This is a genomic window from Variovorax sp. KK3, assembly GCF_001984055.1.
GTDB lineage: Bacteria > Pseudomonadota > Gammaproteobacteria > Burkholderiales > Burkholderiaceae_C > Variovorax.
The window spans coordinates 19429-33541 of sequence record NZ_LYVO01000037.1; the positions used below are offsets into that span (position 1 = coordinate 19429).

Annotated in this window: 12 protein-coding genes and 2 tRNA genes; 6 read left to right on the forward strand and 8 right to left on the reverse strand. The window is 66.7% G+C overall.

Features of this window, described 5'->3' with window-relative positions; all coding sequences use genetic code 11:
• Nucleotides 1-25: 25 nt before the first annotated feature.
• Genes B0W80_RS18425 through B0W80_RS18440 form a run of 4 tightly spaced genes read right to left on the reverse strand, consistent with a single transcriptional unit; the run spans nt 26 to nt 3748 of the window.
• The gene (locus B0W80_RS18425; protein ID WP_077000610.1) at nt 26-1153 is read right to left on the reverse strand and encodes a glycosyltransferase family 4 protein; all 1128 of its coding nucleotides are present in this window, start codon (nt 1151-1153) and stop codon (nt 26-28) included.
• Nucleotides 1150-2100, reverse strand: coding sequence for a ribosome small subunit-dependent GTPase A (rsgA, locus tag B0W80_RS18430; RefSeq protein ID WP_077000611.1), 951 nt, complete (start codon nt 2098-2100; stop codon nt 1150-1152). Before rsgA ends, B0W80_RS18425 begins: the two co-directional genes overlap by 4 nt.
• 17 nt (nt 2101-2117) lie before the next feature.
• Entirely contained in the window at nt 2118-2456 is a 339-nt protein-coding gene (locus tag B0W80_RS18435) for a 4a-hydroxytetrahydrobiopterin dehydratase (RefSeq protein WP_077000612.1), read from the reverse strand.
• Nucleotides 2457-2473: 17 nt separating this feature from the next.
• Nucleotides 2474-3748: a M48 family metallopeptidase gene (locus tag B0W80_RS18440; protein ID WP_077000613.1), complete on the reverse strand. Its 1275-nt coding sequence runs from the start codon at nt 3746-3748 to the stop codon at nt 2474-2476.
• Nucleotides 3749-3813: 65 nt separating this feature from the next.
• Here B0W80_RS18440 and orn point away from each other — a divergent pair, with 65 nt between their 5' ends.
• From orn to B0W80_RS18455, 3 genes are all read left to right on the forward strand, one after another.
• Complete coding sequence (gene orn, locus B0W80_RS18445) at nt 3814-4410, forward strand: oligoribonuclease (protein ID WP_077000614.1); 597 nt, start codon at nt 3814-3816, stop codon at nt 4408-4410.
• Nucleotides 4411-4622: 212 nt separating this feature from the next.
• Complete coding sequence (locus B0W80_RS18450) at nt 4623-6440, forward strand: DEAD/DEAH box helicase (protein WP_077000615.1); 1818 nt, start codon at nt 4623-4625, stop codon at nt 6438-6440.
• A gap of 220 nt (nt 6441-6660) precedes the next feature.
• Complete coding sequence (locus tag B0W80_RS18455; protein WP_077000616.1) at nt 6661-8109, forward strand: NAD-dependent succinate-semialdehyde dehydrogenase; 1449 nt, start codon at nt 6661-6663, stop codon at nt 8107-8109.
• A gap of 133 nt (nt 8110-8242) precedes the next feature.
• Here B0W80_RS18455 and B0W80_RS18460 read toward each other — a convergent pair.
• Nucleotides 8243-8318: transfer RNA gene (locus tag B0W80_RS18460), tRNA-Lys, on the reverse strand.
• A 63-nt stretch (nt 8319-8381) separates the two neighbouring features.
• On the reverse strand, nt 8382-9563 hold the full coding sequence (gene bktB / locus B0W80_RS18465) for a beta-ketothiolase BktB (RefSeq protein ID WP_256856620.1): 1182 nt from the start codon (nt 9561-9563) through the stop codon (nt 8382-8384).
• An 89-nt stretch (nt 9564-9652) separates the two neighbouring features.
• Here bktB and B0W80_RS18470 point away from each other — a divergent pair, with 89 nt between their 5' ends.
• Nucleotides 9653-10360 carry an SDR family NAD(P)-dependent oxidoreductase gene (locus B0W80_RS18470; RefSeq protein ID WP_077000618.1) on the forward strand — a complete coding sequence of 236 codons (708 nt, stop codon included), beginning with the start codon at nt 9653-9655 and terminating at the stop codon, nt 10358-10360.
• Nucleotides 10361-10404: 44 nt separating this feature from the next.
• Here the strand turns inward: B0W80_RS18470 and B0W80_RS18475 are convergent.
• Both B0W80_RS18475 and B0W80_RS18480 read right to left on the reverse strand, forming a co-directional pair.
• Nucleotides 10405-10480 (reverse strand) — tRNA-Ala (locus B0W80_RS18475).
• A gap of 51 nt (nt 10481-10531) precedes the next feature.
• Nucleotides 10532-11509 carry a GMP reductase gene (locus B0W80_RS18480; protein ID WP_077000619.1) on the reverse strand — a complete coding sequence of 326 codons (978 nt, stop codon included), beginning with the start codon at nt 11507-11509 and terminating at the stop codon, nt 10532-10534.
• Here B0W80_RS18480 and B0W80_RS36230 point away from each other — a divergent pair.
• Together B0W80_RS36230 and B0W80_RS18485 are read left to right on the forward strand one after the other, a co-directional pair.
• The gene (locus B0W80_RS36230; RefSeq protein WP_256856621.1) at nt 11508-11636 is read left to right on the forward strand and encodes a hypothetical protein; all 129 of its coding nucleotides are present in this window, start codon (nt 11508-11510) and stop codon (nt 11634-11636) included. The two genes, B0W80_RS18480 and B0W80_RS36230, sit on opposite strands and share 2 nt — an antisense overlap.
• Before the next feature lie 77 nt (nt 11637-11713).
• Nucleotides 11714-14077: a UvrD-helicase domain-containing protein gene (locus tag B0W80_RS18485; protein WP_077000620.1), complete on the forward strand. Its 2364-nt coding sequence runs from the start codon at nt 11714-11716 to the stop codon at nt 14075-14077.
• Nucleotides 14078-14113: the final 36 nt, after the last annotated feature.

Genomic DNA, 14113 nt, shown 5'->3' on the forward strand with positions numbered 1-14113 from the left:
AAGCCCGCGCGCTTGATCAGACCGATCAGGCCTTGCGCGCGATGCCGCCGAGCATGTCGATGTACTGCGTGACGAAGCGTGCCGGCATGAAGCCCGCGGCCCGCTCGCGCGCCTTCGCCGACTGGGCGGCGCGCAGTGCAGGGTCTTCCAGCACGCGTTCCATCTGTGCGGCCAGGGCTTCGTCGTCACCGTTCGGAAAGGTGAGGCCGGCGTCGCCCACGCATTCGGCCAGGCCGCCCTTGGCCGACACGATGAGGCTCTTGCCGGCAGCCAGCAGTTCGATGGCGACGCCGCCCATGGGCTCGTACCACACCGACGGCAGCACGCCGATCAGGCCCTTGCCGACCCAATCGACCAAGCCTTCGCCCGATTGCGCGCCTGCGAAGTGGACCGACGAGGCGATTCCCAGCTCGCCGACCAGCTGCTCGAGCGCCGGCCGAGCGCTGCCGTCGCCGATCAGCAGCAGGCGCGGTCGACCGCCTTGGCGCGCCAGCACCTTGGCGAAGGCGCGGATCAGCGTGTCCACGCCCTTCTCTTGCACCAGCCGGCCCATGTAGAAGAACTCGTACTCGGCGCCTTCGCGGTCGGCCGCACGAAAGCGCTCGATCGGAAAGGGGTTGTAGATCTGCACTTGGCGCGGCAACGGCAGGGCCTGGTTCATCCACTCGGTGATGGCGACGTTGCGGGTGACACCGAACTTCGCGATGCTCCGGCGCAGCAACAGCTTCGTCCCGTCCTTCATCGCGCGTACCCAGCCTCCGCGACGCGCATGGAAGAGGAAAGAGGCGACAGGCGTCAGCGGTGCCGCTTTGCCGTCCACCCAGCCTGCGCCGTCGATGCAGCTCGCCTGGTAGCCCACGTGCACCCAGGCGAAGGGCTTGCGGTAGAGCAGCACCCAGGGTTGCAGCGCCAGGCTGGCGCCATTGAACAGCACCACGTCGGCCCAGCGCAGCAGCTCGCGCACGCGCGCGCTCGACGGCTGGCGCACCACCTCGAAAGGGAAGGACGCTTCCTCGCCGCCCTTGGCCGGTGTCTGCGTCACCACCGTGCAGTCGACGCCCTGCGCCACGAAGCCTTCGACCAGGGCGCGCGACACCGTCTCGACGCCGCCCACCGAGGGATGGAACACGTGGGAGTAGAGCAGGACTTTCATTTGTGGCGGGGCTGGCTCAGCTCGGCGAACAGCTCGCCGTAGATGCGGTAGCGCGACGGGCTGATGTCGCCTGGGTGATGCGGCGAGGTGACCTGCGCGATGACGCCGCAGCCCGGCTCGTGCAGGTGCGTGCAGTTGTAGAACTTGCAATCGCCCGCGTGTTCGGCGATGTCGGGCATCAGCTGCGCGAGCTGCATCGGCTCGATGTGGTGCAGCCCGAACTCCTGGAAGCCCGGGGAGTCGATCAGCGCCGTGGTGCGCTCGTCGTCGACCCAGTACCAGGTGGTGCTGGTCGTGGTGTGCTTGCCCGAGTTGAGCGCCTGCGAAATCTCGGCGGTCGAGGCGCGCGCGTGCGGCACCAGCAGGTTGGTCAGCGTGCTCTTGCCCGCGCCGGAGGGGCCGAGCACCAGCGTGGTCTTGCCGGCCAGCAGCTTCATGAGCGTGGCGCGATCGACCTCCGGCGAAGCCTTCAGCGACAGCGGCAGCACGCCGTGGTGCATGCGCCGGTAGGGCGCCAGGCGCTCCCAGGCGCGCTCGAACGGCTCCACCACGTCGCTCTTGTTGAGCGCGATCAGCGTCGTGATCCGCGCAGCGTTGGCGGCGATCAATGAACGTGCGAGCTGCGCCTCGGAAAACTCGGGCTCCGCCGCGATCAGGATCAGCACCTGGTTGAGGTTGGCGGCAAAGGACTTGGTGCGGATTTCGTCCTGACGGTAGAGCAGGCTCTTGCGCGGCAGCACCTGCTCGATGGTGCCTTCGTCCTCGCTGGCCTGCCAACGCACCCGGTCGCCCACCACGGCCTGGCTTTTCTTGCCGCGCGGGTGGCAGATGACGCGCTCGGCCTCGGGCGTCTCGACCACGCAATGGCGGCCATGGCTGGCGACCACCAGTCCGTCGCGCCAAGCGGGGTTGCCGGCGGCGGCGCCTTGCGGCCGGGGCCTAGCCAAGGGCGCGTTCCATGGTGTCAGCCGGCGAGCAGGGCATCCGCCTGCGCCGCGCAGTCGAAATCGGTGACCGAGATGCCGCCCACGTCGTGCGTGTTGAAGCGGACCACGCAGCGGTTGTAGTGCACCGACAGGTCGGGATGGTGGTCTTGCCGATGCGCGATCAGCGCCAGGGCGTTCACGAAGGCGATGGTCTCGAAGTAGTTCGCGAAGGTGTAGGTCTTCTCGATGGCGACATCGGTACCGTCGCCGGTGAGCTTCCAGCCGTCGAGGCGGGCCAGCTGCGACACGATCTCGGTGGCGCTCTGGGCGCGGCGCGTTTGGGTTTTCCAGTCGATGGGCTTCAGCATGCTGCTCATGATCGTTCTCCGGGGAGTCAGGCCGCCGCAGCCATGCGTGCAAGGCGCTCGGACGCCGGCGGGTGCGAGTAGTAGAACTTGACGAACACCGGGTCGGGCGTGAGCGTCGACGCGTTGTCCTGGTAGAGCTTGAGCAGCGCGCGCGACAGGTCGGCGCCGCTGGTTTGCGCAATGGCGTAGGCGTCCGCCTCGAACTCGTGGCGCCGCGAGACGAGCACGGGCAGCGGCGCGATGAAGAAGCTGAACACCGGCACCACGAGCATGAACAGAAGAATCGCGACGGCGTCGTTGGGCGCCGACATGCTGGGCTGCACGCCCAGCCCGGTATAGAACCAGGCGTCGCCCGACAGCCACCCCAGCAGCGCGAAGCCGGCCAGGCTCAGCGCGAACATCGCGGCCATGCGCTTGAGCACGTGCCGGTGCTTGAAGTGGCCCAGTTCGTGCGCCAGCACCGCCTCGACTTCACCGGCATCGAGTTGGCGCAGCAGCGTGTCGTAGAAGACCACCCGCTTGCTCGCGCCGAAGCCCGTGAAGTAGGCGTTGGCATGCGCGCTGCGCGTGCTGCCGTCCATCACGAACAGGCCCTTGGCCGCGAAGCCGCAGCGCTGCATGAGGGCGCTCACGCGCGCTTTCAACGTGTCGTCGTCCAGTGGCTTGAACTTGTTGAAGATCGGCGCGATGAAGGTGGGATAGACCAGCATCAGCAGCAGGTTGAAGCCCACCCACGCACCCCAGGCCCATAGCCACCACAGGCTGCCGGCCGCGCCCATCAGCCAGAGAATCAGCGCGGCGATGGGCAGGCCGATGGCGCCCCCCAGCAACAGCGCCTTGACGCTGTCGGCGAGCCAGAGTCGCCAGGTCATCTTGTTGAAGCCGAAGCGTTCTTCGAGGCGAAAGGTCTGCCACAGCGTGAAGGGCAATTCGAGCAGCCCGCCGATCAATGCGAAGGCGCCCAGGAGCGCCAGCTGCTGCCACATCCCGCCGCCCAGCGCGTCGAGCAGCACCTTGTTGAGCAGGTCGAGCCCGCCCAGCAGGGTCCATCCCATCAGCACCATCGCGCCCCAGACCATCTCCACCAAGCCGAAGCGCGTCTTGGCCACCGTGTAGTCGGCTGCCTTCTGGTGCGCAGACAGCGAGATGGCGCCGGCAAAAGCCTGCGGGACCACGCCGCGGTGATTCGCCACGTGGCGCACCTGGCGGGTCGCCAGCCAGAATTTCACGAGCAGCCCGGCGACCAGCGCGAGCGCAAAGGCGAGTGTGAACACGAGCGACGCAGATTGGGGTACGGCCATGGCGCAGCGAGTTTAGCCCGCCCCCGGGCCCGCTCGGCCGCAGGGTCATCGACGACAATCGCCCGATGCCCGAACCCATCGCCACGAGCGCGGCCTCGACCGCCACCACCCTCAAGAAGAACGACCAGAACCTCGTCTGGCTGGATTGCGAGATGAGCGGGCTGGACCCCGAGAAAGAGCGACTGCTCGAGATCGCAGTGGTGGTGACCGGGCCCGACCTCACGCCGCGCATCGAGGGCCCGGTGCTGGTGATCCATCAAAGCGACGAGGTGCTCGACGGCATGGACTCCTGGAACAAGGGCACCCACGGCCGCAGCGGGCTAATCGACAAGGTCCGCGCATCCACCGTGGACGAAGCGGCCGCCGAACAGCAAGTGCTGGAGTTCATCGCGCGCTACGTGCCCAAGAACGGCTCGCCCATGTGCGGCAACACCATCGGCCAGGACCGGCGCTTCCTGGTCAAGTACATGCCCAAGCTCGAGGCTTTTTTCCATTACCGCAACCTGGACGTCAGCACGCTCAAGGAGCTTGCCAAGCGCTGGAAGCCCGCTGCGTACAACGGCTTCAAGAAGCAGCAGGCCCATACGGCACTGGCCGACGTGCACGAGTCGATCGAAGAATTGGCACATTACCGCGATACCTTTCTGCGATTGCAGGATTAGGTAAAAACCCGGGCCCGTGCCATAATCGCGGGCTTCGCTGCGGGGCCCAGCCCACAGCAGCGTTTCTTGCATCTCCCTATCTTGCACATCGCGCCCGATTGAATGGGCCGCAGCATCGGTGAAAGCCGCTTGCTGAACGTCGTTGGATGGTTGATGTTTTTCACCACCCGACGGGGTCCGCCAACGGCGGCACCCGCGCATGAGATTTCTGAATGACCGACGCTTTCGAAGCGCAGGGCGAGTTCGCGCCTGTGCAATCCATTGACTCCTCGATCTCGAGCGAGCCGATTTCCTCCACCGAGGACAACCAGAACTTCCAGGCACTCGACGCCGTCGAGGTGGCCGAGCCCGAGCAGCCGAACGGCTTCGTTCAACTGGGCCTGGCCAACGAACTGATCGCCGCCGTCAAGGACCTCGGCTTCACCCAGCCCACCGCCGTGCAGGCACAGGCCATCCCGCGCGCCATGGGCGCCGCCGGTGGTGCCGACGGGGCCGCCCGCTTCGTCGACCTGATGGTGTCGAGCCAGACCGGCAGCGGCAAGACGGCGGCGTTCCTGCTGCCCGTGCTGCACACCCTGCTGCAACGCCAGGCCGAAGCCGAAGCCGCCGCCAAGGCGGAGCATCAGCGCCTGGTCGCCGAAGCCGCCGCGCGCGGCGAGACGCTGCCCAAGAAGGCCAAGCGCAAGGACCCGACCAATCCCCGCCACTTCAAGCCCGCCGCCCCCGGCGCGCTGGTGCTGTGCCCCACGCGCGAACTGGCCCAGCAGGTGGCGCACGACGCGATCGAACTGGTCCGCCATTGCCGCGGCCTGCGCATCGCCAACGTGGTCGGCGGCATGCCCTACCAATTGCAGCTCGCCCGTCTGCAGAATGCCGACCTCGTCGTCGCCACGCCGGGCCGCCTGCTGGACCTGCAGCGCTCGATGCAGATCAAGCTCGACCAGGTCAAGTTCCTGGTGGTCGACGAGGCCGACCGCATGCTCGACCTCGGCTTCTCCGACGACCTGGCCGAGCTCAACCAGCTCACCATCGAGCGCCAGCAGACCATGATGTTCAGCGCCACCTTCGCGCCGCGCATCCAGCAGCTGGCGCAACGCGTGATGCGCGAGCCGCAGCGCGTGACCATCGACAACCCGCAGGAAAAGCACGCCAACATCAAGCAGGTGCTGTTCTGGGCCGACAACGCCCAGCACAAGCGCAAGCTGCTCGACCACTGGCTGCGCGACACCAGCATCAACCAGGCGATCGTCTTCGCCAGCACGCAGATCGAATGCGACGGCCTCGCAGCCGACCTGCAGCAGGACGGCTTCAGCGCCGTCGCGCTGCACGGGGCGCTGAGCCAGGGCCTGCGCAACCGCCGGCTGATGGCGCTGCGCCAGGGCCAAGTGCAGATCCTGGTGGCCACCGACGTCGCCGCGCGCGGCATCGACGTGCCGACCATCACCCACGTCTTCAACTTCGGCCTGCCGATGAAGGCGGAGGACTATACGCACCGCATCGGCCGCACCGGCCGCGCCGGCCGCGACGGCTTGGCCGTGACCTTCGCCGAGTTCCGCGACCGCCGCAAGATCTTCGACATCGAGGCCTACAGCCGCCAGCCGTTCAAGGCCGAAGTGGTCACTGGCCTGGAGCCGCAACAGCGCTTCCCGCAGAGCCGTCCGCAGGGCGACTTCGGCGGCCGCGGTCGCGAGAACCGCGACAACCATTCGCGCGACCGCAAGTTCGGCGGCCCGCGTGGCGGCTACGCAGGCGCCAGCGGCTTCAACGACCGTGGACCTTCGCGCGGCAACCAGGGCGCCGGCGCTTCGCAGGGCTTCCAGGACCGTGGCCAGGGCCAGGGCCGCGGCGGCTTCGGCGGCGGCCGCGACGAGGCCGGCTACGGCCGCAAGCCCGGTTGGGGCGACAACGCACCGCGCGGCGGCGGCGCTGCCCGCGGCCACGGCCACGGGGCCGGCGGCGCGCACGCAGGCGGAAAGTCCTTCGCTCCGCGCGAAGCACGCCCCCCGCGCGCGTTCAAGCCGAGCCGCTGATCGTTCATCGAACCGGCAAGCCCGAAGCCCGCCTCGCACGAGGCGGGCTTTTTTTCATGTCCGGCGCACGTCATTTCCACGATGTGGATTGCCACGCCAAGGGCTTTGCATCGGCGCTCGTATCGAGGCGCCGGCTCGGGTGACAATCACGCCTGGGCTTCGCGCCCGCCCCGCCGAATCCGGCATCGACCAATCCCCCTGAAAAATCCCAAGGACCGACATGAGCACACCGACGAGCTACGTGGACACCCGCCTGCTGATCAACGGCGAATGGAGCGACGCGGCCAGCGGCAAGACCCTGGACGTGATCAACCCCGCCACCGGCAAGCCGATCGGCAAGGTCGCGCACGCCGGCATCGCCGACCTCGATCGCGCGCTGGACGCCGCCCAGCGCGGCTTTCAAGCCTGGCGCAAGGTGCCCGCCAACGAGCGTGCCGCGACCATGCGCAAGGCCGCATCCCTGCTGCGCGAACGCGCCCCCGAAATCGCCCGCCTGCTGACCCTGGAGCAAGGCAAGCCCTTCGCGGAGGCACGCGTGGAAGTGCTGGCCGGCGCCGACATCATCGAATGGTTCGCCGACGAAGGCCGCCGCGTCTACGGCCGCATCGTGCCTTCGCGCAACCTGGCCGCCCAGCAGCTGGTGATCAAGGAGCCGGTCGGCCCCGTCGCCGCCTTTACGCCCTGGAACTTCCCCATCAACCAGATCGTGCGCAAGCTGGGCGCTGCCCTGGCCGCGGGCTGCTCGTTCCTGGTCAAGGCACCGGAAGAGACCCCGGCTTCGCCCGCCGCGCTGCTGCAGACCTTCGTCGATGCGGGCGTGCCCCCCGGCACGGTCGGCCTGGTGTTCGGCAACCCGGCCGAGATTTCGAGCTACCTGATCGCCCATCCGATCATCCGCAAGGTGACCTTCACCGGCTCCACGCCGGTCGGCAAGCAGCTCGCGGCCCTGGCGGGTCAGCACATGAAGCGCGCCACCATGGAGCTGGGCGGCCACGCCCCGGTGATCGTGGCCGAAGACGCCGACGTCGCGCTGGCGGTCAAGGCCGCCGGCGGCGCCAAGTGGCGCAATGCCGGGCAGGTGTGCATCTCGCCCACCCGCTTCCTCGTGCACAACAGCATCAAGGCCGAGTTCGCGCAAGCGCTGGTCAAGAACGCCGAGAACCTCAAGGTCGGCGATGGCCTGGCCGAAGGAACGACGCTCGGCCCGTTGGCCAACGCGCGCCGGCTCACGGCCATGGCGCAGGTGCTGGACGACGCGCGCACCAAGGGCGCGACCATCGCCACCGGCGGTGAGCGCGTGGGTTCGTCGGGCAACTTCTTCGCGCCCACCGTGCTGACCGACGTGCCGCTCGAAGCCGACGTGTTCAACAACGAGCCCTTCGGTCCCATCGCCGCGATCCGTGGCTTCGACTCGCTCGAAGACGCCATCGCCGAAGCCAACCGCCTGCCGTTCGGGCTGGCTGGCTATGCCTTCACCCGTTCGATCAAGAACGCCCACCTGCTGTCGCAGTCTGTCGAAGTCGGCATGCTGTGGATCAACCAGCCGGCTGCGCCTTCGCCGGAAATGCCCTTCGGCGGCATCAAGGATTCGGGCTACGGCTCCGAAGGCGGGCCGGAGGCGATGGAGAACTACCTCAACACCAAGGCGGTGTCGATCATGGCGGCTTGAGCCAGCTTCACCCAAGCAAAACGCGGGCACATGCCCGCGTTTTTTTTGGCAATGAGCTCCGCAACTGCGGTGTCCGCACTTGAAGCGCCAAAGAAAAAGGACCCGACGATTTCTCGTCAGGTCCTTGATGTGTTGGTGGGCCCTGAGTGACTCGAACACTCGACCTACGGATTAAGAGTCCGCTGCTCTACCAACTGAGCTAAGAGCCCCTGATCAACATTGCTGTCTTCAGGCAATCCAAAGATTATAGCCTTAAAGATTGCGCAATCTGCTCAGCTTCGCTCGAAGATGCAGGCGATACCTTGGCCGCCACCGATGCACATCGTCACCAAGGCATAGCGCCCCTGGATGCGCTCGAGTTCGTACAGCGCTTTCACGGTGATGAGCGCGCCGGTGGCGCCGATCGGGTGACCGAGCGAGATGCCGGAGCCGTTCGGGTTGACCTTGGCCGGGTCGAGGCCGAGGTCCTGCGTCACGGCGCATGCCTGGGCCGCGAACGCTTCGTTCGCCTCGACCACATCCATGTCCGACGCCTTGAGGCCCGCTTTTTCCAATGCCTTGCGCGAGGCCGGCACCGGGCCGATGCCCATGTAGTTCGGGTCGACGCCGGCGAAGGCATAGGCGACGATGCGCGCCATCGGCTTGAGACCGCGGCGTGCGGCCTCTTCTTTTTCCATCAGCACCACGGCTGCGGCTGCGTCGTTGATGCCGGAGGCGTTGCCTGCCGTCACCGTGCCGTTCTCTTTCAGGAAGGCAGGCTTGAGCTTGGCCATGTCCTCCAGCTTGGCGTCGATGCGCACGTGCTCGTCGGTGTCGAACTGCGTGGCCCCTTTGCGGCTCTGCAGCGGCACCGGGACGATCTGGCTCTTGAACAGGCCGCCCTCGATCGCTTTCTGCGCCCGCTGGTGGCTGGTCAGCGCCGTCTGGTCCTGCGTCTCGCGGCTGATGTTCCACTTCTTGGCGATGTTCTCCGCGGTAACGCCCATGTGAATGTTCTCGAACGGGTCGTGCAGCGCGCCGATCATCATGTCCACCAGCTTGGTGTCGCCCATGCGCACACCCCAGCGAGCGGTGAGCGACGACAGCGGGGCGCGGCTCATGTTCTCGGCGCCGCCGCCCACCGCCACCTTGGCGTCGCCGAGTTGGATGCTCTGCGCCGCGCTCACGATGGCCTGCAGGCCCGAGCCGCACAGGCGGTTGACGGTGAGCGCAGGCGTTTCCTGCGCGCAGCCGCCTTCGATGGCGGCCACGCGGGCCATGTACATGTCCCGCGGCTCGGTGTTGACCACGTGGCCGAAGACCACGTGACCGACATCCTTCCCGTCGACCTTGGCGCGGGCCAGGGCTTCTTGCGTGACCAAGGCCGCGAGCCGCGTGGGCGGCACGTCCTTGAGGGCTCCGCCGAAGGTACCGATAGCGGTGCGCACGCCGCTGACAACAACCACTTCTTTCATGACGTTTCTCCGATGCAAGGGAAGGCCGATCATGCACGTTTCCTGCGTGGCCCCGGCGTTAGGATGCCCGCACGAACAAGGAGCTGCGAATGATGGACAACCCCACCCCCCGCCACGTCGTGGTGACCGGCGCCGCCGGCGCGCTGGGCCGCGCCGTCGTGCAGCATTTCCTGGACGGAGGCGCCCGCGTGGCGCTGCTCGACCACCGGATGGAGCATCTGGTCGGCAGCTTTCCGGGCCTCGACAACTCGCAACACTTGTTGCTCGAAGTCGACGTGACGTCGACGCAAGCGATGCACGACGCGGCCGGGCGCATCCTGGCGGCGTTCAAACAGGTCGACGCCGTGGTCCACATCGCCGGCGGCTTCGAGATGGGTGAGGAAGTCCATGCACTGAGCCGTCAGGCGTGGGACCGCATGATGAACCTGAATGCCTGGTCCTTCGTGGCCGTGTCGCAGGCGCTGGTGCCATCGATGGTTGAGCGCAAGTCAGGGAGCGTGATCGCGGTCACGGCCAAGAGCGCAGCGCGCGGGGCTGGCCAGATGGCGGCCTACATTGCCTCCAAGAGCGCGCTGCAAAGGCTGGTCGAGGCATCGGCAGCCGAACTCGCGCCGCACGGCATCAACGTCAACAGCGTCGCCCCCAGCATCCTGGACACACCGGCCAATCGGCAGGCCATGCCCGACGCGAACCCGGAAACCTGGGTGTCGACCGCGGTTGCCGCCCAGACCATCGGCTTCCTGGCCTCGCCGGCCGCTGCGGCGCTGCACGGGCAGCACCTGACGCTCGACACCTGAAAACAAAAAGGCCCCGGCGGATGCCGAGGCCTTCGAGAACAGGTTGGTGGAGAGGATGAGGATCGAACTCACGACCTCCGCATTGCGAACGCGGCGCTCTCCCAGCTGAGCTACCCCCCCAACGCAGGCGAATTCTAACCAGTTTGGAGTGCGTTCGGCACGATCGAAACGCTACATCAGCAGGTGCTCGCCGGCGTTGTCTCCGCCCAAGGTCACGTAGTTGACCTTGCGGATGTCCATCAGCTTGCGCCCGCCCGAGTAGCTGATCGAGCTCTGGATGTCCTGCTCCATTTCGACCAGCGTGTCGGCCAGCTTGCCCTTGATCGGCTCGAGGATGCGCTTGCCTTCGACGTGCTTGTATTCGCCCTTGTTGAAGTCGCTGGCCGAGCCGTAGTATTCCTTGAAGAGCGCGCCGTCGACCTCGACCGTCTTGCCCGGCGACTCTTCGTGGCCGGCGAACAGCGAGCCGATCATCACCATCGACGCGCCGAATCGGATGCTCTTGGCGATGTCGCCATGGTCGCGGATGCCGCCGTCGGCAATGATCGGCTTGGTCGCCACCCGCGCGCACCACTTGAGCGCCGACAGCTGCCATCCGCCGGTGCCGAAGCCGGTCTTGAGCTTGGTGATGCAGACCTTGCCCGGGCCGATGCCGACCTTGGTCGCGTCCGCGCCCCAGTTCTCGAGGTCGATCACCGCCTCGGGCGTGCCCACGTTGCCGGCGATCACGAAGGCCTTGGGCAGGTGCTTCTTGAGGTAGGCGATCATGTTCTTCACCGTGTCGGCGTGGCCGTGCGCGATGTCGATCGTCACGTACTCGGGCGACAGGCCCTCGGCGACCAGTCGGTCCACCGTGTCGTAATCGGCCTTCTTGACGCCCAGCGAGATGGAGGCGAACACGCCCTGGGCGTGCATGTCCCGCACGAGTTTCACGTTGTCCAGGTCGAAGCGGTGCATCACGTAGAAGTAGCCGTTTCTCGCCAGCCAGGTGCAGATGGTCTCGTCGACCACCGTCTTCATGTTGGCCGGCACCGTCGGGATGCGGAATTTTCGGCCGCCGAGCGTGACGCTGGCGTCGCACTCGGAACGGCTTTCCACCACGCATTTGCGCGGCAGCAGGAGGATGTTGTCGTAGTCGAATATCTGCATGAACCAAGCTCCGGAAAAGATCGTTGAAAAAACGAATGAGCGCTTGGTCTGGCCGGCTTTCGCAGCGCTTCCGCAAAAGAAGCGCGCACAAAAAACCGGGCACAAGAATCTTGGGCCCGGTGATTGATTTTACGCGTGCGAGTCGCGCCCGCCACGTTGGCCATTCATATAACCCGCATACGCCGGGCTTTCTACAATCGACGGATGCTCACCACCCCCGCGGCCGCCGCCGAATCGCCGCTGCTCCACAACCTCAACCCCGAGCAGCGCGCCGCCGTCACGCTTCCCGCGGGCAACGCACTCATCCTTGCCGGCGCCGGTTCCGGCAAGACGCGCGTGCTGACCACACGCATCGCCTGGCTGCTGCAGACCGGCCAGATGTCGCCGGGCGGCGTGCTGGCCGTGACCTTCACCAACAAGGCGGCCAAGGAAATGATGGCGCGCCTGGGCGCGATGCTGCCCGTCAACGTGCGCGGCATGTGGATCGGCACCTTCCACGGGCTCTGCAACCGCTTCCTGCGCGCGCACTGGAAGCTGGCGGGGCTGCCGTCCGCGTTCCAGATCCTCGACACGCAAGACCAGCTCTCGGCCATCAAGCGCCTGATGAAGCAGTTCAACGTCGACGAAGAGCGCTTTCCGGCCAAGCAGACCCAATGGTTCATTTCGGGCGCCAAGGAAGACGGCCTGCGCCCGCGCGACATCGAGGTGCGCAGCGAGGACGACCGCAAGAAGGTCGAGCTCTACCAGCTCTACGAAGAACAGTGCCAGCGCGAGGGCGTGGTCGACTTCGGCGAACTCATGCTGCGCAGCTACGAGCTGCTCCGCGACAACGACCCCGTGCGCGAGCACTATCAGCGCCGCTTCCGCCACATCCTGATCGACGAATTCCAGGACACCAACCGGCTGCAGTACGCATGGCTCAAGATGCTGTCCGGCGAAACGGTCGACGGCCGCTTCGTCCCCGGCGACAACAGCGTGCTGGCCGTGGGCGACGACGACCAGAGCATCTACGCCTTCCGTGGCGCGCGGGTGGGCAACATGGCCGATTTCGTGCGCGAATTCGATGTCACGCACCAGATCAAGCTGGAGCAGAACTACCGCAGCTTCAGCAACATCCTCGACTCGGCCAACACGCTGATCAGCCACAACAAGAAGCGCCTGGGCAAGAACCTGCGCACCGACCAGGGCCCCGGCGAGCCGGTGAGGGTCTACGAGTCGGTCAGCGACTTCGCCGAGGCGCAGTGGATGGTCGAGGAGATGCGCCAGCTTGCGCGCGACGGCATCGAGCGCAAGGAAATGGCGGTGCTCTACCGCAGCAACGCGCAGAGCCGGGTCATCGAAACGGCGCTTTTCAACGCCTCCGTGCCTTACCGTGTCTATGGCGGCCTGCGCTTCTTCGAGCGCGCAGAAATCAAGCACGCCCTGGCCTACCTGCGCCTGCTGGAGAACAAGGACGACGACACGAGCTTTCTGCGCGTCGTCAACTTTCCGCCGCGCGGCATCGGCGCGCGCAGCATCGAGCAGTTGCAGGATGCCGCCCGGGCGGCGGGCCGTTCGCTGCATGACGCAGTCAACGCCGTCGGTGGCAAGGCCGGCGCCAATCTGTCGGCCTTCGTCGCCAAGATCGACGTGCTGCGGGAGCAGACGCAGGGCATGTCCTTGCGGGAGATCATCGAGCTGGTGCTTCAGCACAGCGGCCTGATCGAGCATTACCGCAGCGAGCGCGAGGGCGCCGACCGCATCGAAAACCTGGAAGAGCTGGTCAACGCCGCCGAAAGCTTCGTCACGCAAGAGGGTTTCGGCCGCGACGCGGTGGCCATGCCGGTCGACGAGCTGCGGCAGTCGCCCGCCAGCCAGGGCATCGATCCGAACCTGCCGCTCGTCGACGAGCCGCTCGCGCCCGATGCCGAGACCGGCGAGACCATGAGCCCGTTGGCCGCTTTCCTCACCCACGCCGCGCTGGAGTCGGGCGACAACCAGGCGCAGGCCGGCCAGGATGCCGTGCAGCTCATGACCGTGCATGCGGCCAAGGGCCTCGAGTTCGACTGCGTCTTCATCACCGGCATGGAGGAGGGGCTGTTCCCTCACGAGAACTCCATGTCGGACTACGAGAGCCTCGAAGAAGAACGTCGGTTGATGTACGTGGCGATCACCCGCGCGCGGCAGCGGCTGTACCTGAGCCATTCGCAGACTCGCATGCTGCACGGGCAGACTCGCTACAACGTCAAGAGCCGCTTCTTCGAAGAGTTGCCCGAAGGAGCCCTGAAGTGGCTCACCCCCAAGAACCAGGGTTTCACGCCCTCGGCCTTCGGCTATGGCGGCGGCTATGCGAGCACGCGCGGCGCTTATGGCAACAAGGATGTCTTCGCCAACCCGCCGGTGCCGCAGCAGAAGGCCGCGCCCTCGCATGGCCTGCGCTCGGGCATGCAGGTCTTCCACAACAAGTTCGGCGAAGGCACGGTGCTGGCGCTCGAAGGCAGCGGCGACGATGCGCGCGCGCAGATCAACTTTCCACGGCACGGCGTCAAATGGCTGGCGCTGTCGGTGGCCAAGCTCACGCCGGTGTAGCGCCCAGGGCGGCCCCGGGGCTGCTGAAAGGCCGGT

Bases quoted from the DNA above. Each gene is read 5' to 3' on its own strand.
- B0W80_RS18425 (WP_077000610.1), bottom strand. From the start codon at position 1,153: ATGAAAGTCCTGCTCTACTCCCACGTGTTCCATCCCTCGGTGGGCGGC.
- B0W80_RS18435 (WP_077000612.1), bottom strand. From the start codon at position 2,456: ATGAGCAGCATGCTGAAGCCCATCGACTGGAAAACCCAAACGCGCCGC.
- B0W80_RS18440 (WP_077000613.1), bottom strand. From the start codon at position 3,748: ATGGCCGTACCCCAATCTGCGTCGCTCGTGTTCACACTCGCCTTTGCG.
- orn (WP_077000614.1), top strand. From the start codon at position 3,814: ATGCCCGAACCCATCGCCACGAGCGCGGCCTCGACCGCCACCACCCTC.
- B0W80_RS18450 (WP_077000615.1), top strand. From the start codon at position 4,623: ATGACCGACGCTTTCGAAGCGCAGGGCGAGTTCGCGCCTGTGCAATCC.
- B0W80_RS18455 (WP_077000616.1), top strand. From the start codon at position 6,661: ATGAGCACACCGACGAGCTACGTGGACACCCGCCTGCTGATCAACGGC.
- bktB (WP_256856620.1), bottom strand. From the start codon at position 9,563: ATGAAAGAAGTGGTTGTTGTCAGCGGCGTGCGCACCGCTATCGGTACC.
- B0W80_RS18470 (WP_077000618.1), top strand. From the start codon at position 9,653: ATGATGGACAACCCCACCCCCCGCCACGTCGTGGTGACCGGCGCCGCC.
- B0W80_RS36230 (WP_256856621.1), top strand. From the start codon at position 11,508: ATGAACCAAGCTCCGGAAAAGATCGTTGAAAAAACGAATGAGCGCTTG.
- B0W80_RS18480 (WP_077000619.1), bottom strand. From the start codon at position 11,509: ATGCAGATATTCGACTACGACAACATCCTCCTGCTGCCGCGCAAATGC.
- B0W80_RS18485 (WP_077000620.1), top strand. From the start codon at position 11,714: ATGCTCACCACCCCCGCGGCCGCCGCCGAATCGCCGCTGCTCCACAAC.